General features: G+C 70.8%; 21 protein-coding genes, 1 tRNA gene and 1 pseudogene. 10 read left to right on the top strand and 13 right to left on the bottom strand.

Features of this window, described 5'->3' with window-relative positions; genetic code table 11:
* Positions 1–16: 16 nt before the first annotated feature.
* The 4 genes and pseudogenes from ACZ4U1_RS05810 to ACZ4U1_RS05795 form a co-directional block, all read right to left on the bottom strand.
* Positions 17–904 carry a carbohydrate ABC transporter permease gene (locus tag ACZ4U1_RS05810; protein ID WP_467899983.1) on the bottom strand — a complete coding sequence of 296 codons (888 nt, stop codon included), beginning with the start codon at positions 902–904 and terminating at the stop codon, positions 17–19.
* Positions 901–1,881 carry a carbohydrate ABC transporter permease gene (locus ACZ4U1_RS05805; RefSeq protein WP_467899981.1) on the bottom strand — a complete coding sequence of 327 codons (981 nt, stop codon included), beginning with the start codon at positions 1,879–1,881 and terminating at the stop codon, positions 901–903. Before ACZ4U1_RS05805 ends, ACZ4U1_RS05810 begins: the two co-directional genes overlap by 4 nt.
* Positions 1,882–1,889: 8 nt before the next feature.
* Positions 1,890–3,203, bottom strand: coding sequence for an ABC transporter substrate-binding protein (locus ACZ4U1_RS05800; RefSeq protein WP_467899979.1), 1,314 nt, complete (start codon positions 3,201–3,203; stop codon positions 1,890–1,892).
* A 234-nt stretch (positions 3,204–3,437) separates the two neighbouring features.
* Positions 3,438–4,080: pseudogene (locus ACZ4U1_RS05795) on the bottom strand (GntR family transcriptional regulator); the annotation flags it as partial.
* Between the two features lie 238 nt (positions 4,081–4,318).
* Between ACZ4U1_RS05795 and ACZ4U1_RS05790 the strand changes: the two are divergent.
* The 5 genes from ACZ4U1_RS05790 to ACZ4U1_RS05770 all read left to right on the top strand — a co-directional run bounded on the left by ACZ4U1_RS05790 (position 4,319) and on the right by ACZ4U1_RS05770 (position 8,581).
* On the top strand, positions 4,319–5,338 hold the full coding sequence (locus ACZ4U1_RS05790) for a sugar ABC transporter substrate-binding protein (RefSeq protein WP_467899977.1): 1,020 nt from the start codon (positions 4,319–4,321) through the stop codon (positions 5,336–5,338).
* Entirely contained in the window at positions 5,338–6,414 is a 1,077-nt protein-coding gene (locus ACZ4U1_RS05785; protein ID WP_467899975.1) for an ABC transporter permease, read from the top strand. The genes ACZ4U1_RS05790 and ACZ4U1_RS05785 overlap by 1 nt, the downstream gene beginning before the upstream one ends.
* A 3-nt stretch (positions 6,415–6,417) precedes the next feature.
* Positions 6,418–7,323 (top strand): ATP-binding cassette domain-containing protein, encoded by a 906-nt coding sequence (locus ACZ4U1_RS05780; RefSeq protein ID WP_467899973.1) that lies wholly within the window; start codon positions 6,418–6,420, stop codon positions 7,321–7,323.
* A 2-nt stretch (positions 7,324–7,325) separates the two neighbouring features.
* Complete coding sequence (locus ACZ4U1_RS05775; protein WP_467899971.1) at positions 7,326–8,228, top strand: sugar phosphate isomerase/epimerase family protein; 903 nt, start codon at positions 7,326–7,328, stop codon at positions 8,226–8,228.
* A gap of 158 nt (positions 8,229–8,386) precedes the next feature.
* A complete protein-coding gene (locus ACZ4U1_RS05770) occupies positions 8,387–8,581 on the top strand; it encodes a hypothetical protein (protein WP_467899969.1) in 195 nt (64 codons plus the stop codon).
* A gap of 59 nt (positions 8,582–8,640) precedes the next feature.
* On the opposite strand, the gene ACZ4U1_RS05765 is transcribed toward ACZ4U1_RS05770, so the two are convergent.
* On the bottom strand, positions 8,641–9,645 hold the full coding sequence (locus tag ACZ4U1_RS05765) for a Gfo/Idh/MocA family protein (RefSeq protein ID WP_467899967.1): 1,005 nt from the start codon (positions 9,643–9,645) through the stop codon (positions 8,641–8,643).
* 26 nt (positions 9,646–9,671) lie between these two features.
* Positions 9,672–10,298 (bottom strand): hypothetical protein, encoded by a 627-nt coding sequence (locus ACZ4U1_RS05760; RefSeq protein ID WP_467899965.1) that lies wholly within the window; start codon positions 10,296–10,298, stop codon positions 9,672–9,674.
* Between the two features lie 138 nt (positions 10,299–10,436).
* Here ACZ4U1_RS05760 and ACZ4U1_RS05755 point away from each other — a divergent pair, with 138 nt between their 5' ends.
* A complete protein-coding gene (locus tag ACZ4U1_RS05755) occupies positions 10,437–11,459 on the top strand; it encodes a LacI family DNA-binding transcriptional regulator (protein WP_467899963.1) in 1,023 nt (340 codons plus the stop codon).
* Here ACZ4U1_RS05755 and ACZ4U1_RS05750 read toward each other — a convergent pair.
* Positions 11,449–12,600, bottom strand: coding sequence for a Gfo/Idh/MocA family protein (locus tag ACZ4U1_RS05750; protein WP_467899960.1), 1,152 nt, complete (start codon positions 12,598–12,600; stop codon positions 11,449–11,451). The two genes, ACZ4U1_RS05755 and ACZ4U1_RS05750, sit on opposite strands and share 11 nt — an antisense overlap.
* A 112-nt stretch (positions 12,601–12,712) precedes the next feature.
* Between ACZ4U1_RS05750 and ACZ4U1_RS05745 the strand changes: the two genes are divergently transcribed.
* Positions 12,713–13,720: a LacI family DNA-binding transcriptional regulator gene (locus tag ACZ4U1_RS05745; RefSeq protein ID WP_467899958.1), complete on the top strand. Its 1,008-nt coding sequence runs from the start codon at positions 12,713–12,715 to the stop codon at positions 13,718–13,720.
* Here ACZ4U1_RS05745 and ACZ4U1_RS05740 read toward each other — a convergent pair.
* Positions 13,710–14,054, bottom strand: a complete 345-nt coding sequence (locus ACZ4U1_RS05740) for a cupin domain-containing protein (RefSeq protein ID WP_467899955.1) — start codon at positions 14,052–14,054, stop codon at positions 13,710–13,712. The two genes, ACZ4U1_RS05745 and ACZ4U1_RS05740, sit on opposite strands and share 11 nt — an antisense overlap.
* Positions 14,055–14,184: 130 nt before the next feature.
* Here ACZ4U1_RS05740 and ACZ4U1_RS05735 point away from each other — a divergent pair, with 130 nt between their 5' ends.
* Complete coding sequence (locus ACZ4U1_RS05735) at positions 14,185–14,700, top strand: hypothetical protein (protein ID WP_467899952.1); 516 nt, start codon at positions 14,185–14,187, stop codon at positions 14,698–14,700.
* 10 nt (positions 14,701–14,710) lie between these two features.
* On the opposite strand, the gene ACZ4U1_RS05730 is transcribed toward ACZ4U1_RS05735, so the two are convergent.
* Positions 14,711–15,289 carry a TetR/AcrR family transcriptional regulator gene (locus tag ACZ4U1_RS05730; protein ID WP_467899950.1) on the bottom strand — a complete coding sequence of 193 codons (579 nt, stop codon included), beginning with the start codon at positions 15,287–15,289 and terminating at the stop codon, positions 14,711–14,713.
* A gap of 210 nt (positions 15,290–15,499) precedes the next feature.
* Between ACZ4U1_RS05730 and ACZ4U1_RS05725 the strand changes: the two genes are divergently transcribed.
* Both ACZ4U1_RS05725 and ACZ4U1_RS05720 read left to right on the top strand, forming a co-directional pair.
* Complete coding sequence (locus tag ACZ4U1_RS05725) at positions 15,500–16,930, top strand: MFS transporter (protein WP_467899948.1); 1,431 nt, start codon at positions 15,500–15,502, stop codon at positions 16,928–16,930.
* A gap of 45 nt (positions 16,931–16,975) precedes the next feature.
* A tRNA-Pro gene (locus ACZ4U1_RS05720) sits at positions 16,976–17,049 on the top strand.
* An 84-nt stretch (positions 17,050–17,133) separates the two neighbouring features.
* Here ACZ4U1_RS05720 and ACZ4U1_RS05715 read toward each other — a convergent pair.
* From ACZ4U1_RS05715 to ACZ4U1_RS05700, 4 genes are read right to left on the bottom strand one after another with little or no spacing between them, the layout of a single operon-like run.
* Positions 17,134–17,640 carry a hypothetical protein gene (locus ACZ4U1_RS05715; protein ID WP_467899945.1) on the bottom strand — a complete coding sequence of 169 codons (507 nt, stop codon included), beginning with the start codon at positions 17,638–17,640 and terminating at the stop codon, positions 17,134–17,136.
* A 60-nt stretch (positions 17,641–17,700) separates the two neighbouring features.
* The gene (locus ACZ4U1_RS05710) at positions 17,701–18,585 is read right to left on the bottom strand and encodes a dienelactone hydrolase family protein (protein ID WP_467899943.1); all 885 of its coding nucleotides are present in this window, start codon (positions 18,583–18,585) and stop codon (positions 17,701–17,703) included.
* A gap of 32 nt (positions 18,586–18,617) precedes the next feature.
* The gene (locus ACZ4U1_RS05705) at positions 18,618–19,481 is read right to left on the bottom strand and encodes a GDSL-type esterase/lipase family protein (protein ID WP_467899940.1); all 864 of its coding nucleotides are present in this window, start codon (positions 19,479–19,481) and stop codon (positions 18,618–18,620) included.
* Between the two features lie 37 nt (positions 19,482–19,518).
* On the bottom strand, positions 19,519–20,586 hold the full coding sequence (locus tag ACZ4U1_RS05700) for a rhamnogalacturonan acetylesterase (protein WP_467899937.1): 1,068 nt from the start codon (positions 20,584–20,586) through the stop codon (positions 19,519–19,521).
* Positions 20,587–20,635 lie beyond the last annotated feature (49 nt).

Genomic DNA, 20,635 nt, shown 5'->3' with positions numbered 1-20,635 from the left:
TTCCGGTGCGGGCGCCTCAGCCCTTGTTGGAGCCCAGGGTCAGGCCGCTGACGAACTGGCGCTGGAGCGCGAAGTAGACCACCAGGGTCGGGATCGCGGTCAGCAGGGATCCGGCGGCGACCAGGTTGGGGTCGGTGAAGTACTGGCCGGAGAGGTTGTTCAGCGCCGAGGTGATCGGCATGTTCTCGCCCGTCGAGATCAGCACGAGGGCCCAGAAGAAGTCGTTGTAGATCCAGATGGACAGCAGGGTCGCCAGGGCGGCCATCGCCGGCTTGCACAGCGGCAGCGTGATCTGCCAGTACAGCCGCCACACCGAGGCGCCGTCGACCAGCGCGGCCTCGGTCAGCTCGTGCGGCAGCGAGCGCATGTAGTTGCTCAGCACGAACGCGCAGAACCCGGACTGGAACGCCACATGGATCAGCACCAGGCCCAGCGCCGAGTCGTACAGCTTGCCGCTCGCGGTGATGCCCGGCAGGTCGGTGAGCAGGTACAGCCGGTACAGCGGGGTGATGATGACCTGCTGCGGGAGCAGGTTGCCGGCCGTGAACACCAGCAGCAGCGCGAGGTTGAGGCGGAAGTCGAACCGGCTGACGTAGAAGGCGACGCAGGAGGACAGGAACAGCGTCAGCAGCACCGCGGGGATCGCGATGACCAGCGTGTTGCCGAAGTAGTGGAGCATGTCCGACTGCTGGAACGCGTTGGTGAAGTTGTCGAAGCCGAGCTTGTCCGGCCAGGAGACGTAGCCCTTGGCGCTGGTCTCGCTGTACGGGCGCAGGGCCGAGAAGACCGCCCAGAGCAGGGGCGCCAGCCAGGCCAGGGCGGTGCCGGCGAGGAAGACGTGCAGCAGGATCCGGGCCGGCCGGATCGGGGCACGCCGCTTCCCCAGCGCGCTCACGGTGCTCATGCGCGCCGCTCCTTCCGGAAGGTGGCGATCAGGTACGGGATGATGACGGCGAGGGAGATCACCAGCAGGACGACGGCGATGGCGGAGCCGTATCCGATGCGGCTGGACTCGCCGATGATGTTGTTGGTGACCAGGATCGACAGCAACTCGGTGCCCTGGGCGCCCTTGTTGAAGACGAAGACCAGGTCGAAGGCGCGCAGGGCCTCGATGATGGTGACGACCAGGACGACCGTGTTGGTCGGGCGCAGGGTCGGGAAGATGACGTTCTTGAACGTCTGCCACTCGTTGGCCCCGTCCAGGGCGGAGGCCTCGCGCAGTGACGGGTCGACGCTCTTCAGACCGGCCAGGTAAAGGATCATCATGTAACCGGTGTGCCGCCAGGACGCGGCGATCAGGACGGCCCACAGGTTGAGGTCGGGGTCGCCGATCCAGTCGATGTAGTGGCCGGGTTCGTTGGCACCGATGATGCTGTTGATCAGGCCCGTGTCCGGGTTGTAGACCAGCTGCCAGACGAATCCGATGCACGCCATCGAGATGACGACGGGCAGGAAGAACGCGGTCTGGTAGACGCGGCTGAACCGGATCCGCTTGTCCAGCTGGACGGCGAGGAACAGGCCGAACGGCGTCGGGATCAGGATCAGTACGACGAACCAGATGACGTTGTGCTGGACGGCCGGCCAGAACTGCGGGTTGTCGGTGAAGAGCTGTTCGAAGTTGTCTAGGCCGACCCACTTGATCGAGTCGAACCCGATGCCGTCCCAGGTGGTGAAGGCGAGGAAGATCGAGGCGAGGGCGGTGACCCAGACGAGGATCACGTGCAGGACCGTGGGCACGCCCGCCATCACGGCGAGCGTGAACCGGTCACGGCGGGTCAGCAGGCGCCGGTGGCCCCCTGTGACCCGCTTCTTCCGGGGCGCGGCCCCCGGAGCCGGCACGGCCGCCGGCTCCGGGGTCTTCGTCGTCGTGTCGGTGGTCATCGGGCCGCTCACGAGGACGCGAAGATGGTCTTCTTCTGGCGTTCGACGGACGACAGCAGGCTGTCCACGCCCTTGGGGTTCTGGAGGAACTTCTGCAGGCCGGGCTGCATCACCGTGGAGGTGAAGTCGGGGCGGCTGTCGCGGTCCATGAACTGGGTGAGGCTCTTGGCGCCGCCGATCATCTCGAAGGCCTTCTTCTGCAGCGGCGAGTACGCGGCGGTGGAGGCCTTGTCGGAGGCGGCCACCACGCTCGGGTCGCTCTTCAGGTAGATCTCCTCGGCCTGCGGGGTGCCGAGGAACTCGAGCAGCTTCAGCACACCGGCGTGGTTCTTCGGCGACTTGCTGACCATGAAGCCGTCGGTGGGCGCCTCGACGGTGTCCTGGCCGTACGCGGAGTTGATCTCCGGGAAGGGGAAGAAGTCCAGGTCGTCCAGGTCGGCCTTGTTCGTGAACTGCTGGGCCACGAAGGAGCCGAGGAGGTACATGCCGGCCTTCTTCGCCACCAGCGTCTGCGCGGCGTCCTGCCAGGTACGGCCCATGAAGCCGTCCTGGTGGTAGGGGAGGATCTCGGCCCAGTGGTCGAAGACGCCCTTCACCTTGGCGTCGGTCCAGGACGCCTTGCCCGCCATCAGCTCGACGTGGAAGTCGTAGCCGTTGAGGCGGAAGTTGATCTGGTCGAAGGTGCCCATCGCCGGCCAGGCGTCCTTGTCGCCGAAGGCGATCGGGACCAGGCCGTCCTTCTTCATCTGCTTGCACAGGGCGACCAACTGGTCCCAGGTGGCGGGGACTTCGTAGCCATGCTGCCGGAAGACGCTCTTGCGGTAGAAGACCGCCCAGGGATACGTGGTCAGCGGCACGAAGTAGTACTTGCCGTCCGCGCCCTTGCTGAGCTTCTTCATCGCCTCGGGGAAGTTGCCCCCGATCTTCTCCCACACGTCGTCGATCGGGGAGGCCAGGCCCTTGGACGCGAAGAACTGCATGCGGTAACCGGCGAACCAGTTGAACAGGTCGTCCGGCGTGCCCTGCAGATACGAGTTGATCTGCTCCTGGAAGGTGTTGTGGTCCTTGGTGTTCACGTCGACCGTGATGCCGGACTGCTTGGTGAAGGCCGTGTAGATCTCACCGTAGGCCTTCTTCGGCACGGCGTCGGACTGGTTGGAGCCGAGGGTGACGGTCTTCGGGTCAGAGCCGGAACCGCTTCCTCCACAGGCGGACAGCAGGGGTATGCCGGCCCCGGCGAGCAGGGCGGTGCCGCCGGCTCCGCGGAGCAGGGAACGGCGGCTGGGACCGGGGACGGAAAGACCGGAGGGGGAGAGGCGCATGGCGGCTCCTGAGGAATACAGGGTTCGGCCAAGGGGATGAGTTGATCACCGAAAGGTCTTCGAAACCGATCAGAAACCAACTCGACCGAACATCGTGGGCGTAATAACAGCCCCATGTCCGCTCATGCGTCAATAGCTCCGGTCGCAACGACGGGTCTCTTGCCCGAAACGTAATCGTCACCGTAATCGTCACCGTCACCTGCGCCGTTGCGGGCGATTCCGGCTTCTGGTCAGGCCCGCGTCGTCGCAGGTGGTGCGCTCCCTGGTGAGCGGGGCCGCGCCCTCCCGCTCGTCCAGCAGGGCGGCCTCCTCGGCTCCGGCGGACCGGGCGCCGCTGGACTGCCGGGCGCGGTGCAGCGTGATCCCTGCGGAGCGCGGCATCCGGTGCAGGCCCGTCGACTCCAGCCGCTCGGTGCCGAGTTCCAGGAGGGGCGCGGGCAGGTGGTCGCGCAGGAACGCCACCGGCTGTCCGTGGGTGCGGCGCGGCCGCTTCGGCACGGTGATCTGGGCACCCACGGGGAGGCGGCCACGTCGGCGGGCGCCGGGATCCGCTCGTTGCGCTGCACCCTGGTGGCCGGGCCCTGTCCGGCCGCCTCCACGTCGTCGTAGAGGCTGCTGAGTTCCAGCGCGCGTTTGACCTTGCTGTGCACGACCCGCGTGCCCATCCGCGGCGGCGCGCGAGCAGCCCCTTGTCGGCCAGGGACTGGTTCGCCTGGCGGACGGTCGGCCGGGACGGCCCGAGCCGCGCGGACAGGTCGATCTCGTTGCCCAGGAGGTTGCCGGGAGTCGGGACGCCCTGTTCGATGGCCGCCTCCAGCTGCTGGGCGAGCTGGTGGCACAGCGGCACCGGGCTCGCGCGGTCCGGCGTGAAGGTCAGGGGGCGAGTGCGCGATCACCCGGTGCCGTTCGGTGCGGGGTGCGGTGTACTGGGCTCATGCCCCTCAGGTGTAGGCCGCGCGCGAGGGGAGTGTCCATGGTTTGTACTTACATTCGGACCACCGCGTGAAATGATGTCTTAACAAAGTATTGACAGCGGGCTCGACAGAGGCTTGTATCCCGTCCCAACGCAACCAGCGTCCCTTGCCCCGTCGCACGCACAGTGAGGTGCAGGAAAGATGGACCGCTCTTCTCGCCCCCGTTCCCGCAGACTGGCCCCCCTCGTGGCCGTGGCCGCTGCGGCAGCCCTCACCCTGGCCGGCTGTTCCAGCAGTTCCGGCGGCAAGAAGGCCGAGGAGGGCGCGGCGAACGCCTCCGCGGGCAAGGCCGACACCCCGCGCATGACCGTCGCGCTGGTCACCCACCAGCCGCCCGGCGACACCTTCTGGGACACCGTCCGCAAGGGCGCCGAGGCCGCCGCGGCCAAGGACAACATCAAACTGATCTACTCCTCCGACCCGAACGCGGGCAACCAGGCCAACCTGGTGCAGAACGCGATCGACCAGAACGTCGACGGGATCGCGGTCACCCTGGCCAAGCCCGACGCCATGAAGGGCGTGCTCGGCAAGGCGAAGCAGGCCGGCATCCCGGTGGTCGGCCTCAACTCGGGACTGAGCGACTGGAAGAAGCTCGGCCTGCTGGAGTTCTTCGGGCAGGACGAGAGCGTGGCGGGCGAGGCGTTCGGCAACAAGCTCAACACCACCGGCGCCAAGAAGATCGTCTGTGTGATCCACGAGCAGGGCAACGTGGGCCTCACCCAGCGCTGCGACGGCGTGAAGAAGACGTTCAAGGGCACCACTGAGACCCTGTATGTGAACGGCACCGACAAGCCGTCCGTGAAGTCGACCATCACGGCCAAGCTGACGCAGGACAAGGACATCGACACGGTCGTCACGCTCGGCGCGCCCTTCGCCCTGACCGCGGTGGACTCGCTGCGCGACGCGGGCAGCAAGGCCAAGGTCGCCACGTTCGACCTCGACAAAGAGCTGGTCAAGGCGGTGCAGAAGGGTTCCGTCGAGTTCGCCGTCGACCAGCAGCCCTATCTGCAGGGCTACCTGGCGATCGACTCGCTGTGGCTCTACAAGAACAACGGCAACTACAGCGGCGGCGGTGAGGAGCCGGTGCTCACCGGCCCGGCCTTCGTCGACAAGTCCAACGTCGACAAGGTCGCCGAGTTCGCCGCGAAGGGCACCCGGTGATGAGCATGACCCAGCAGGCTGAGCCGGCGGTGGGCAGGCCGCCGGCGTCCGGCCCGAAGCAGACCGACGGCCGCACCGCCCGGCGCCCGCTGGCCCTCAGGCTGCTGGCCCGGCCCGAGGTGGGCGTCTTCCTCGGCGCCGTCGCCGTCCTGGTCTTCTTCCTGATCACCGCTCCGCCGGTGCGCGACGGCAGCTCGATGGCGAACATCCTCTACCAGTCCTCGACCATCGGCATCATGGCCCTCCCGGTGGCCCTGCTCATGATCGGCGGCGAGTTCGACCTGTCCTCCGGCGTCGCCGTGATCTCCTCGGCGCTCACCGCGAGCATGCTCAGCTACCAGCTGACCGTGAACGTGTGGACCGGTGTGATCGTTGCCCTGATCGTGTCCCTCGCGATCGGCGCCTTCAACGGCTGGATGGTGGTGAAGACCGGGCTGCCCAGCTTCCTGGTCACCCTGGGGACCTTCCTGATCCTCCAGGGTGCCAACCTCGCCGTGACCAAGCTGGTCACCGGCAACGTCGCCACCGACGACATCAGCGACATGGACGGCTTCGACCAGGCCAGGAAGATCTTCGCCTCCACCTTCGAGGTCGGCGGCGTCCAGGTGAAGATCACCGTCATCTGGTGGCTGGTCTTCGCGGTCCTCGCCACCTGGGTGCTGCTGCGCACCAGGTACGGCAACTGGATCTTCGCCGTCGGCGGCAACAAGGACAGCGCCCGCGCGGTCGGCGTCCCGGTGAGGTTCACCAAGATCTCCCTGTTCATGCTGGTCGGCTTCGGCGCCTGGTTCGTCGGCATGCACAACCTGTTCTCGTTCAACACCGTGCAGTCCGGCGAGGGCGTCGGCCAGGAGCTGATCTACATCGCCGCCGCCGTCATCGGCGGCTGTCTGCTCACCGGCGGCTACGGCTCCGCGATCGGCCCGGTCTTCGGCGCGTTCATGTTCGGCATGGTGCAGCAGGGCATCGTCTACGCCGGCTGGAACCCCGACTGGTTCAAGGCCTTCCTCGGCGTGATGCTGCTCGGCGCCGTCCTGATCAATCTGTGGGTCCAGCGCACGGCGACCCGGAGGTGACCGATGACTGACAAGAAGACCCATGGCGCCGTCCTGCAGGACAGCGCCCCCGCCGCCGACGGCCCCCTGGTCGAACTGCGCGGCGCCGGCAAGTCCTACGGCAACATCCGCGCCCTGCACGGCGTCGACCTGAAGGTCCACGCCGGCCAGGTCACCTGCGTGCTCGGCGACAACGGCGCCGGCAAGTCCACCCTCATCAAGATCATCTCGGGGCTGCACCAGCACACCGAGGGTGAGTTCCTCGTGGACGGCACTCCGGTGCGCTTCTCCACCCCGCGCGAGGCCCTCGACCGCGGCATCGCCACCGTCTACCAGGACCTCGCCACCGTTCCGCTGATGCCGGTGTGGCGGAACTTCTTCCTCGGCTCCGAGATGACCAAGGGCCCCTGGCCCCTGCGCCGGCTGGACATCGCCCGGATGAAGGAGACCGCCGACCAGGAACTGCGCAACATGGGCATCGTCCTGGACGACCTGGAACAGCCCATCGGCACCCTCTCCGGCGGCCAGCGCCAGTGCGTGGCCATCGCCCGCGCCGTCTACTTCGGCGCCCGCGTCCTCATCCTGGACGAGCCGACCGCCGCCCTCGGCGTCAAGCAGTCCGGCGTGGTCCTGAAGTACATCGCCGCCGCCCGCGACCGCGGCCTCGGCGTCATCTTCATCACCCACAACCCCCACCACGCCTACATGGTCGGCGACCACTTCAGCGTGCTGCGCCTCGGCACCCTGGAACTGAGCGCCGAACGCAGCGAGATCGGCCTCGAAGAGCTGACCAACCACATGGCCGGCGGCGCCGAACTCGCCGCGCTCAAGCACGAACTGGCCCAGGTGCGCGGCGTCGACACCGAGGAGCTGCCCGAGGAGGGCGACCTCACCGCACCCGTGGCGACCACCCCCGAAGGGACCTCCTGACCATGCCCCACGCCCTCGACCGCATCCGGGTCGGCTCCGCCCCCGACTCCTGGGGCGTCTGGTTCCCCGACGACCCGCAGCAGGTGCCCTGGGAACGCTTCCTCGACGAGGTCGCCGAGGCCGGCTACGACTGGATCGAACTCGGCCCGTACGGCTACCTGCCCACCGACCCGGCCCGGCTCGCCGACGAGGTGGCCAAGCGGAACCTGAAGGTCTCGGCGGGCACGGTCTTCACCGGCATGCACCGCGGCCCCGCCGTCTGGGAGGAGACCTGGGCGCACGTCAGCCAGGTCGCCGCGCTCACCCAGGCGATGGGCGCGAAGCACCTGGTGGTCATCCCCTCCTTCTGGCGGGACGACAAGACCGCCGAGATCCTGGAGCCGCCCGAGCTGACCGCCGGACAGTGGGCGCACCTGACCAAGGGCATGGAGCGGCTCGGCCACGAGGTGAGGGAGACCTACGGCCTGGACATCGTCGTGCACCCGCACGCCGACACCCACATCGACACCGAGGAACACGTCGAACGGTTCCTGGACTCGACCGACTCCGAGCTGGTCAACCTGTGCCTGGACACCGGGCACTACGCCTACTGCGGCGGGGACAGCGTCAAGCTGATCGAGACCTACGGCGAGCGCATCGGATACCTGCACCTCAAGCAGGTCGACCCCGACATCCTCGCCGAAGTCGTCGCGGGCGGCGTGCCGTTCGGGCCGGCGGTGCGGCGCGGGGTGATGTGCGAACCGCCCTCCGGGGTCCCGGAACTCGGGCCGGTGCTCGAGGCCGCGCAGCGGCTGGGCGTCGAACTGTTCGCGATCGTCGAGCAGGACATGTACCCGTGCGAGCCGGACAAGCCGCTGCCGATCGCGGTACGCACCCGGCGCTTCCTGCGGTCCTGCGGGGCCTGAGGAGCCGGCTGGTCCCACGGAACCGGGCCGCGGTGGTGACCGCGCCCCGGTTCCTGCGCTGTCCCGAGGGATTCGGTCACCGGGCGGCCGGGAACCAACGGGGGCACGCGGGCGTTCTGACTGACAACGGGGAACGCCCGCGCAGACGGGAGGACGAGATGACACACCGTACGGACGCTCGCAGCACCACCCAGGACCCGGCCGACGCCGAGGCCCGGCGCCGCGACCGCTTCGGCGCGCTGCCCGAGCGGATACGCCCGCAGGACACGGTGGAGACGAAGCCGGCGACGGTGCCGGACCCGGCGCGGGACACCTACAACCCGGACGAGTGGCTGATCCGCTACTGCGGCTGACCGGCACGCCGACGGCGCCGGGCGGGTGCCCGGCGCCGTCTCCCTGGCCAAGCCCCGGCTCAGCCCCGCCGCACCTCCGCCAGTGTCACCGGCCGGTGCTCGTGCAGGGACAGCGTGCAGGCCTCGGCGATCCAGCCGGCCTCCAGGGCGTCCTCGATCGTGCACGGGGAGGGCCGGGTGCCGGCCACGACCTCGGTGAACGCGGTCAGTTCGGCGCGGTAGGCGTCGGTGAAGCGGTCCATGAAGAAGTCGTGCGGGGTGCCGGACGGAAAGGTCACACCGGGCTCGACCGAGCGCAGCGGCAGCTTGTCGTCCAGGCCGACGGCGATGGAGTCGGCGAAGCCGTGCAGTTCCATGCGTACGTCATAACCGCGCTTGTTGTGCCGGGAGTTGGACACCACCGCGATCGTGCCGTCGTCCAGGGTCAGGATCGCGCCGGTGGTGTCCGCGTCGCCCGCCGCCCTGATGTAGTCGGCGCCCCGGTTGCCGCCCACCGCGTACACCTCGGTGACCTCACGGCCCGTCACCCAGCGGATGATGTCGAAGTCGTGTACGGAGCAGTCGCGGAAGATACCACCGGACGCGGCGATGTACGCGGCCGGCGGCGGCGCCGGGTCCAGCGTCGTGGACCGCACGGTGTGCAGCGTGCCCAGCTCACCGGCCTGGACGGCGGCCCGCGCGGCGACGAAGCCCGCGTCGAAGCGCCGGTTGTAGCCGATCTGGATCGGCACGTCGCCGCCCTGGACGGCCCTCAGGACCTCGACGCCCTCGCCCATCGTCCTGGCGACGGGCTTCTCGCAGAAGACCGGCACGCCGGCCTCGACACCGGCCAGGATCAGGGCGGGGTGGGCGTCGGTGGCCGCCGCGACGACGAGACCGTCCACGCCGGCCGCCAGCAGGGCCTCGGGCGAGTCCGCGACCTCGGCCCCGAACCGCTCGGCGGCGGCCTTGGCCGCGTCCGCGAACGGGTCGGCGACGACGAGCGACTCGACGGCGTCGAGGCCGGAGAGGGTCTCGGCGTGGAAGGCGCCGATACGGCCGAGGCCGAGGATTCCGATACGCATGCGGTACTGCTCCTAGGGTGGGTGCTTCAGTTCTGGTCGAGGCCGCCGAGCACGTTCTGCTCCCAGTCGATCACCGACCCCGTGACCACCCCGGACCGCTCGGACGGCAGGAGGACCACGAAGTCGGCGATTTCGTCCGGCTGGCCGATCCGGATCCGGTCCCAGCGGTGCGCGTGCGCGGGGTAGGCGGCGGCCACCGCGTCGCTGAGGAAGCCCAGGTGGTGGTCCCGGTGCGCGGTCTGCCGCGAACCGCCCGGGTTGACCACGTTGACCTGCGAGGTGACCTGGTGGCCCGGGCCCAGCCAGGCCGTGGCGAGCCGCGCCAGGACCTCGCCGGCGGCCCGCTGCTCGGCGATCAGCGCCTCGAAGACCGCCGTGACCCGGTCGACGACGGCCGCGTCCGGGAAGGCGCCCCGGACGACGACGATCCCGGCGCCGTGCGCGAGCGCCCGCACCAGCTCGGCCCGCAGGACGTCCGGATCATCGGCGGCGCGCAGCCGCTCACCCTCGTACACCAGGACGTTCTCCGCCACCGAGGCGGCCTGCGGGTAGTCCGCGAGGTGCGTCGCGCGGCCGACGGGCGCGCGGAAGGTGCCGAGGTCGCAGTCCTGCTCGGGCAGCCGGGTGCGGTCCGGCAGGGAGGAGACGGACATCGGTGTCCCTCTTTCGGTCACGGAAGCCGGCCTTCGGCGACGGGCGCGGCGCGGCCCTGTCATTCTTGTCAGTACAAACCCCTCGAACAACCAGCAGGCAGCCATCAAAAACCCCTCAAAGAGCCGAGGAGCCGGTCCATGGGCCATCCGTTCCCCATTCGCGAGATCGCACGTCAGGCCGGTCTCAGCGAGGCCACCGTGGACCGCGTGCTGAACGGCAGGGGAGGGGTGCGGGAGAACACCGCGCGCGAGGTGCACCGGGCCATCGCCGACCTCGACCGGCAGCGCACCCAGGTCCGGCTGGTCGGCCGTACCTTCATGGTCGACATCGTGGCGCAGGCGCCCGAGCGGTTCACCACCGCCGTACGCGCCGCCCTGGAGGCCGAACTGCCCGCACTGCACCCGGCCGTCGTCCGCTCCCGCTTCCACTTCCGCGAGACCGGCCCGGTGCGGGATCTGGTCGGCACGCTGGACCGGATCGCGCGGCGCGGCTCACAGGGCGTGATCCTCAAGGCGCCGGACGTCCCCGAGGTCACCGCGGCCGTCGGCCGGCTCGCCGCCGCCGGCGTCCCGGTCGTCACCCTCGTCACCGACCTGCCCGCGAGCGGACGCGTCGGCTACGTCGGCATCGACAACCGGGCGGCCGGCGCGACCGCCGCCTACCTGATGGGCCAGTGGCTCGGCGACCGGCCCGGCAACGTCCTCACCAGCCTCAGCAGCGGCTTCTTCCGCAACGAGGAGGAGCGCGAGATGGGCTTCCGCAGCGTGATGCGGGTCCGGCACCCGCAGCGCGCGCTGGTGGAGATCGCCGAGGGACAGGGCCTGGACGCCACCCAGTACGACCTGGTCCGCGCCGCCCTGGAACGGGACCCGGAGATCCGCGCGGTGTACTCCATCGGCGGCGGCAACAACGCGACCCTGCGGGCCTTCGCCGACCTCGGCCGCGACTGCGCGGTGTTCATCGCGCACGACCTGGACCACGACAACACCCGCCTGCTGCGCGAACACCGCCTGTCCGCCGTGCTCCACCACGACCTGCGGCACGATCTGCGCGAGGCCTGCCACGAGGTGATGCGCTTCCACGGTGCCCTGCCGCCGGCCGGGCCGGTCCTGCCGTCCGCGATCCAGGTGGTCACGCCGTACAACATGCCTACAGGCTGACCCACCGGCCGCTCGCCGCCGACTGCGTCATCGCGTCGAGCACGGTGGCGCTGCGCACCGCGTCCGCGAGGGTGGCGCCGTACGGCGTGCCCTCGGCGATGGAGCGGACGAAACGGTAGGCCTCGATCACCTTCAGGTCGTCGTAGCCCATCGCGTTGGCCGCGCCCGGCTGGAACGCGGCGAACTCGCCGGCGCCGGGGCCGACGTACACCGTGCTCACCGGCTGGTCCTGGTACGTCGTACCGCGGCTGACCCTCAGTTCGTTCATCCGGCGGAAGTCCCAGAACACCGCGCCCCTGGTGCCGTGCACCTCGAAGCCGTAGTTGTTCTGTTCGCCGACCGAGACCCGGCAGGCCTCCAGGACGCCACGGGCGCCGGAGGCGAAGCGCAGCAGGCAGCTGACGTAGTCCTCGTTCTCGACCGGGCCCCGCTCGCCGCCGGCGGCCAGGGCGTGACCGGCCGTGGCACCGCTCGGACGGGCGCGCTCCGGGACGAAGACCGCCGTGTCGGCGGTGACCGAGGCGATGTCGCCGAGCAGGAAACGGGCCAGGTCGGCGCCGTGCGAGGCGAGGTCGCCGAGCACCCCGCTGCCGCCGCGCTCGCGCTCGTACCGCCAGGTCAGGGCACCCTCCGGGTGGGCCGCGTAGTCGCTGAAGAGGCGGATGCGGACGTGCGTGACGGTGCCGATCCCGCCGGAGGCGATCAGCTCGCGGGCGGCCTCCACGGCGGGCGCGTTGCGGTAGTTGAAGCCGACCGTGCCCTGGACACCGGCCTCGGTGACCGCGTCGGCGACCGCGCGGGCGTCCCCGGCGGTCAGGCCCACCGGCTTCTCGATCCACAGGTGCTTGCCGGCCTCGGCCATCGCCACGCCGATCTCCCGGTGCAGGAAGTTCGGAGCGGTGACGCTCACGGCCTGGACGCGCGGGTCGGCGGCCACCTCGCGCCAGTCCCGGGTCGCCGAGGCGAACCCGAACCGCTCGGCGGCCTCCTCCGCCCGCCCCGGCACCTCCTCGGCGACCGTGACCAGCCGGGGCCGCAGCGGGAGCCGCGGATAGTGGTGGGGGAGGCGGGCGTAGGCCTGGGTGTGTACCCGGCCCATCCAGCCGAACCCGATGACGGCGACACCGAGCGCGTCCGCCATGACAGCCTCCCTTTTTGGACCGGTCCACATGCGATCCAGGCCACCTTTGTTCGGACATGACCAGCGTGTCAACCCTTTGACAGCCCGGCACGCCGCATGGAACGGTCCACGCATGAGACCGCCGACCATCCGTGATGTGGCCGAACGCGCCGGCGTGTCGAAGTCGCTGGTGTCGCTGGTGCTGCGCGGCTCGGGCCCGGTGCGGCCCGAGAAGCGGGAGGCCGTCCTGCGGGCCGTGCGCGAGCTGGGCTACCGGCCGAACGCGGCGGCCCGCAGCCTCAGCGAGCAGCGCACCCGCACGGTCGGCGTCCTCCTGGACGACCTGCGCAACCCCTGGTTCGTGGAGTTGCTCGACGGGCTCAACTCCCCGCTGCACGCGGCCGGTCTGCACATGCTCCTCGCCGACGCGCGGCTGAACCGCCGGATGGGCCACGACCTCGCCGAACCCTTCCTGGACCTCGGCGTCGACGGCCTGGTGGTCGTCGGCACTGTCCCGGACGCGGGCGCGCTCGGCGCGCTCGCGCGGCGGATGCCGGTGGTCGTGGCGGGCGCGCGCGAGGCCCAGCCGCCGGCGGTGGACGTCGTCGCCGGCGACGACGAGCGGGGCGCCCGGCTCGCCACCGAGCACCTGCTGGGGCTCGGCCACCGCCGGATCGCGCACCTCGCGGGCCACGGCGCCGTCGGCGCACTGCGCCGGCGGGGCTACGAGGCAGCGATGCGGGCGCACGGCGCCGAGCCGCTGGTCGAGCCCGGCGACCTGACCGAGGAGGGCGGTTACCGCGGGACCGTACGCCTGCTCAGCCGCCCCGAACGGCCCACGGCCCTCTTCGCCGTCAACGACATGGCCGCGGTGGGCGCGCTGTCGGCGGCCGGGGAGCTGGGGCTGCGGGTGCCCCACGACCTGTCGGTGACCGGGTACGACAACACCAGCATCGCCAGGCTGCGGCACGTCTGGCTGACCACCGTCGACACCTCGCCGCACGAGATGGGCCGACGCGCCGCGCGCTGCCTGCTGGACCGCTTCGAGGGGCCGACGGGCGAGGGGCGGGTGCACCTGGCCGTGCCGGCCCTGGAGATCCGGGGGACGACGGGACCGCCCGGGGACGGCCTCACAGGGTGATGGCGTAGGCCTTGCGCAGCGTCTCGTGCACGGTCCACGTCGTACGGTCGCCCGCGCGGAGCACCGCCATGTCGCCGGGTCCCACCGTCAGCGTCGGCCCGTCCGCCACCTCGATCGTCGCCGACCCGCTGATCACCACGAACAGCTCGTCCGCCTCCGTGTCGGTGACCACGCCCGGGGTGATCTGCCAGATCCCCCGGATCTGGCGGCCGTCCGCCGACTCCCAGACCACCTTCCCGGTCACCTCGGGGTTCCCGGAGACGATCTGCGCCGGGTCCAGGGGCTCGGGTTCGAGGTCGGCGTCGGGGATGTGGAGCGCGAAGCTGTGCGTCATGCGGCCGACCCTAGTGGGCGTGCGAGCCGTGCCGCCGTGGACAGTGTGTGGGGCATCGGGCCTGGTCGGAGGACACTTCGTCGGGGCGCGCGAAGTGGCGGGGGCGCCCGGTCCGGGTGATCGTGAGGACATGGCTGACTCCCCGGCGGCCGGCACGGCACCGTCTCGGCACCACGACACGCGCGAGGTCGTCCTCTTCGGCGGGGTGTACGGCGCCGTCCTCGCCAGCTCGCTGGTCGCGGCGCTCACCCAGTACGGGCACACCTCGGCCGAGGTCCGCGGCTACGACGCCGCCTGGGTGCTGGTGACCGCGTGCGCCTCCGCCCTCGCCCACGGCTACGCCCACTACATCGCCGAACGCACCCCGCACCGCCGCCGGGACGTCCTGCTGGCGATGCGCAACGAGTGGCCGCTCGTCACGGCCGTGCTGCCCACGGTCTTCCTGCTCTCGGGCGCGCGCTGGGGGTGGTGGCCCGCGAAGGGGGTCGAGTACGCGGCGTTCGTCCTCAACATCACGATCCTGTTCGGGCTCGGCCTCGTCACCGCCCGCTGGTCGGCGCGGAGCTGGCCGGTCGCCGTCCTCGTGGGACTGGGGGACGCGCTGCTCGGGCTGATCGTGGTGGTGGCGAACGCGCTGATCAAGTAGCCGGGCGCGGTCAGCGGCCCGTGCGGACCCCGTCCAGGGCGATCGACAGGACCCGGTCGCGCTGGGCGTCGCTCTCGAAGGCCGTGGCCGTGATCCCAGCGACCATCCGCAGCAGATCGCCGAAGTCCATGTCCGCCCGGGCGACGCCGGCCTGCTGGGCACGCTCCAGCAGCGGGCCGCCGGCCGCGTACATGGAGTCGCGGCAGGACTGGAAGATGTCCGACTCGCCGTCCAGGGCCTCGCGCACCGCGCGCTTGGTGACCATGTACCCGGTGAACCGGTTCAGCCAGGCCGTCAGCGCTTCCCACGGCTCCCGCTCGGCCAGCTCGACGGCCGCCCGGCACAGGGCGTTGACCTCGTCGGCGTACACGCTCTCGAACAGGTCGCGGCGGGTCGGGAAGTTCCGGTAGAGGGTGCCGATGCCGACGCCCGCGCGGCGGGCGATGTCCTCCAGGGAGGCGTCCGAGCCGTGCTCCGCGAACGCCTCGCGGGCCGCGGTGAGCAGGGCGTCGTAGTTGCGGGCGGCGTCCTTACGGTGCGGCCGGCGAGCCGCCACGATCTCGCTGACGGGGAACGGCGTGGCCGTCACTGCTGCCTCCCGGGGAGGGGAATCGACTGGAACCGGAGGTCCACCTCCGCTACAGTGGAGGGGTACCTCCACTTTAACAGTGCGGGGTCGGCTCCGCCGTGGCCGGACGCGGCCCGCCCAGCCGGCTCCCCACCTCCACGGCACGGCCCGTACGACCGTGCCCCTCGGCTTTCCGATTCCCCGCGTCCCCGATCCGGGAGAGGCCTCTCCATGCCCCGCGCGTCAACCCGCGTCACCTTCACGGTCCTCGCGACCGGTGCCGGCGTGTTCTCCATGCTGCAGTCGCTGATCGCACCGGCCCTGCCGACCGTCCAGCACGCCCTGCACACCTCCCAGTCCACCGCGACCTGGGTGATGACGGCCTATCTGCTGTCCGCCTCGGTCTCCACCCCGATCCTCGGCCGGGTCGGCGACCTCGTCGGCAAGAAACGGACCCTCGTCGCGGTCCTGGTGGCCGTCCTCGCGGGCTGCCTCGTCGCCGCGCTGGCCCCGAACATCGGCGTGCTCATCGTCGCCCGGGTCGTCCAGGGCGTCGGCGGCGCCCTGTTCCCGCTCTCCTTCGGCATCATCCGGGACGAGTTCGCCCCGGGCGAGGTCAGCGGGAGCATCAGCAACCTCTCCGCCGTGATCGCCGCCGGCGGCGGGGTCGGCATGGTGGCCGCCGGGCCGATCGTGTCCGCGCTCGACTACCGCTGGCTGTTCTGGATCCCGGTGGCCATCGTCGCCGCGACGGTGCTGATCGCCCTGCGCTACGTCCCCGAGTCGCCCAAGAGGGCCGACGGCAGGGTCAGTTGGGGCGGCGCCCTGCTGCTCTCCGGCTGGCTGGTCGCCCTGCTGCTGCCGCTGAGCCAGGCCGGGCGGTGGGGCTGGGGCTCGGCGAGGGTGCTCGGCCTGCTCGCCGCCGCCGTCGTGCTGTTCGCGGTGTGGCTGACGGCCGAGGCCCGCTCGCGCACCCCGCTCATCGACCTGCGGGTGCTGCGGCTGCCCGCGGTGTGGACGACCAACGCGGCCGCCCTGCTGTTCGGCGCCGGCATGTACTCGATCTGGTCCTTCCTGCCGGGCTTCGTCCAGACGCCGACCGAGGCCGGCTACGGCTTCGGCGCCAGCGTGACCGCGTCCGGCCTGCTCATGCTGCCGATGCTCGTCGCGATGTTCCTCTCCGGCGTGCTGTCGGGCCGCCTGGAGCCGCGCGTCGGCGCCAAGGCGCTGCTCACCACGGGTGCCGCCCTCGGCGCGCTGGCCTGCGGCTTCCTCACGCTGTGGCATGACGCCCCGTGGCAGATAGCCGTCGTCGCCGGTCTGTTCGGCCTCGGCATCGGACTCGCCTTCGCCTCGATGGCCAACCTCATCGTGGGCAGCGTGCCGGCGGAACAGACGGGCGCCGCGACCGGCATGAACGCCAACATCCGCACCATCGGCGGCTCCATCGGCGCCGCGCTCACCAGCGTCCTGGTCACCGGCCGGCTCCAGCCCTCGGGCCTGCCGTACGGCTCCGGCTACACCCACGGCTGGGCCCTGCTCGCCCTGCTCTGCCTCGCCGCGGCCGGCGCCGCCCTCCTGGTCCCGGTCCGCCGCACCACCCGCCCGGCCACGACGGCCCCCGCACCGGCCCCGACGCGGGCACCCGCCCAGGTGCGGTAGTGTTGACCTGCGTGATCACGCGGAACGCCCCGCGTGAGACCGCAACGGGACGTGGCGCAGCTTGGTAGCGCACTTGACTGGGGGTCAAGGGGTCGCAGGTTCAAATCCTGTCGTCCCGACGGGAGCACCGCTCCGACGTCGCAGATCAGGGCCCTGCCTCACCATGGTGAGGCAGGGCCCTTCTGCATGCTCCGGAGGGCGGCTCAGCCGGCGCCGGGCCTGGCCACGGCCTGTTCCCAGAGGTCCAGTCCCGCGCGGAGGAGTTCGCGCACGGCCGCGGTCTCCTCCTCCGTCCAGGCTCCGTCCCCCACGGTCGGTTCGAGAGCTTCGCCGCCGAAGATCTTTTCGTAGGCGTCGTCGTGGATCGCCCCTCGGGAGGGAAGGGGTGGGACGGCCTTCAGGCTGTGGGAGAGGTCCTCGAAGAAGTTCCACGCGTCCAGCAGCAGTCCTGCCGGGACCGGGCCAGGGGCAGGGTGCTCGAACCACCGCCGCACGACGGCCAGATCGAGAGCGGCTCCGTCCTCCCCATCAAGTTTCCAGGCGTTGCGATCACCGTGTTCCTGCAGCGCCTCGAGGTCGTGGAACGTGAGGAGTCTTCCGAGTGCGTCCACGAGGAACTCATCGGGGGCGTCGCCCTCTCCCGGCCGCCAGACCAGCGTCAGGTCCTCCCCTTTCCTGGTCGTGACGCGGTACGGATAGTAGTCAGCCATGCGGGGTCTCCCTGGTGCTGCGGCGGCACGTGCCGCAGGGGTCATCCTGCCGTGCGATGTCTACGCCACGCTCGGCACGTACGGGCACTTGGTCCGCGACCTGGAGATGTTGCTGAGATCCGCCAGTGACGGGCAGAGGAACCGGGTGTAGCGGGTGTCGTTGTCGATGAAGATCTTCAGCCAGGGGATCATGCGGCGCGTCACGTTCGAGTTCCCCCATGTCGGGAAAGCGTGGCCGCCGCTGGTGAGTTCCAGGAACGCGCTCTGTGTGCCGGCCGGCACGCCGGCGTAGAGGCCGTCGAGGTAGGACGGGGTGACGGTGCCGTCGTCCCGCGCGCCCATGATCATCGTCGGCACCCGCAGGGTGGACAGGTTCTGCGAGGGCGAGAAGGGCGCGAGCGGGACGGCGGCCTTCAGTGACGGCCGCCGTTCGGCCGCGCTGATGGCACCGCCGCCGCCCATGGAGTGGCCGATCACGCCCAGCCGGTTGGGATCGACCCGGTCGCGCACCGGGCTCTTGCGGGTGAGGTAGTCCAGTGCGGCGAGAAGCTGGGTTCCGCGAGCGGTGTCCCAGTCGGTGGGGCTGTTGGTGTCGATGCCGATCACGACGAACCCGAAGGAGGCGAGCCAGTGCCCCATCCAGGCGCCTTCCGCGTCGAACCGGGCGGTGTAGCCGGGCACGATCGCGACCGCGCCCCAGGTGCCGAGGCTGGTGTCCGTCGGGTAGTAGATCCGCCCGCCATTGAAGCCGTTCCCGGGCGGCACCCGAAGCTCCGCGGTGGCGAACGTGCCCCTCTGGGCGGCGACACTGCTCACCGTGGGATCCGGGCCCCGCTGGTAGGGGTTGTCCTGGGCCGAAGCCGCCGGCGCCGACACCAGCACGGCGATCAGGCCGATCACGGCCGCGACGACGACCGCCCTCACACGTATGACAAGGGGGAGCATTCTCCTGTCCTCCGTACTCTTGTCGAGTCCTGCTACCTGAGATGCGCGGCGAGCGGCAGGTTCTGCCGGCGTACGTCACCCGCGACGAGCCCGGCGATCCGCTGGGCGCCGTAGGCTTCGAAGTGCGTGTGGTCGTCGCAGAAGAACGCGCCGACGGGGCCCGATGCGTAGTCGCCGTCGTTCGGGCAGAAGCGCAGGCTGTTGTAGAGGGAGATGCTCAGCGTCTGGAGGTCGACGACCGGCGCGCCGGTGGCGCCCCCGGCCGCGAAGGTCTCCGTGACGAAGCCGCGGTTCCTGGTCGCCGTGCTGCCGGAACAGGTGATGGCGGCCACCGGGGTGAGCAGCACCGGGTGTGCGCCCCGGGCCAGCGCGGCCCGCGCCATCATGGTCATCAGCTGTTGGTAACGGGCCGCGCCGACGTGCCGGGGGCAGGTGCGGGAGGAGTCGTTGATGCCGAACTGGATGAACAGGTAGTCGCCGGCCTTCATCCCGGTGGTGGCGTCCAGCATCGCCTGCCAGCGTGCCGAGTACGTGGGGGACGTGAGGACGCACTCGCCGTCGGAGCCCATGGTGCCGCTCACGTTCGACTCGTACAACCAGGTCTGGATGCTGCGTCCGGCAACGGCCTGGTTCTTGACGGTCACGCCGCTGTCGAACAGGGCGGCGAACCGGCTGCCCCAGCCGACCGGGCAGCGGCTGCTCGGATTGGCCATGGTGGAATCGCCGGCCAGCCAGACGGTGACCGGCTCGGCCGCCGCTCGTACGGCCGGTGCCGCGGCGCGGGAGGCGCCGGTGCAGTTCGCCGCAGTGCTGCCGGCCGCCGAGGCGGCGCGGACGCCGAGGCTCGACAGGGCGATCACCAGTGCGGTCGTGAGGAGGATCCGAAGCCTTTTCACCGGGGTTTCTCCAGGGACGGGCGCCGCCGGGCGTCGGTCAGCGCAGATGGGTGGCCAGGGGCAGCCGTTGCTCCCGGATGCTCTGGAGCACCAGCTCGCCCATCCGGGTCGCGCCGTACTGCGAGAAGTGGGTGTTGTCCGTGACACCGTCGACGGAGGAGCGGAGGAAGAGCTGGGCGGAGGCGGAGGGGCCGAGGGACTCGACCAGCGCCTTGCTCCTGGCGGTCAGATCGATGACCGGCACCTGCTGCGCCGCGCCGACCGAGCGCATCTGGGCGGGCAGGTCGACCCCGAGACCGTTGACGTGGAGGGCCGTGGGCGTGAGCCGGTCACCGTCGAAGAGCCGGCGGACCGGTGGCGTCACCAGGACCGGTACGCCGCCTCTGGCACGCACCTGCGTGATCATGGAGGTGAGGTTGCTCCGGTAGGCGGAGGCGCTGGTCTGCTTGTCGTTGTGGCCGAACTGGACGAAGACCGGGTCGTTCGGCCGGATCTTCGCCGCCAGGGCGGGGAACAGCGCCGGGTTGCTCAGGAAGCTGCCCGAACTCTCGCCCGAGTCGGCGTAGTTGGCGATGGCCGCCCCCGGTGCCACCGCAGTGGTGAGCGTCTGGCCCCACCCGGTGTAGGGAGCGGCCGGCTGGTCGCACACGGTCGAGTCGCCGGCCAGGTAGGCGACCAGGGGCTGGGTCGCCGGTCGCACGGAGACGGCCGAGACCTGTGGGCCGGAGCCCGTGAACCGGAGGTCCAGGCCGGGGTTCCCGGTGCCGCCCTGACCGGTCGGCTGCCCCTCCGGCTGCCGTACGTTGATCGTGAAGGAGTAGGTGGCGACGGCTCCCGCCGCGGTCCTCGTCACCGGGAGCATCAGCCGCCGTGCCTCCGCCCACATCCCGGTCTGCCCGGCGACGGCCCCGCCGACGGAGACCGTGACGTCGTACTCTCCGGGCGGGACCGCGTAGTGGCAGGTGATCGACGAGGTGCCGGAACAGCCGGCCGGGAGGGCCCGCGGTGCGGCCGCGCCGGCATGCGCCGCGCTCGTACCGGCTACGGCCGCGAGGGTCAGGAGCCCCGCTGTTCCCAGCCGGGCCGCGTGTCGGCCTCGGCGCATTGATGTCATGCCCATTACAATCAAGTCTTCGCCTCCTGGACCTGAGGAC

The organism is Streptomyces sp. NPDC028928 (assembly GCF_055564915.1).
This window is presented reverse-complemented; position numbering and strand designations above follow the sequence as displayed.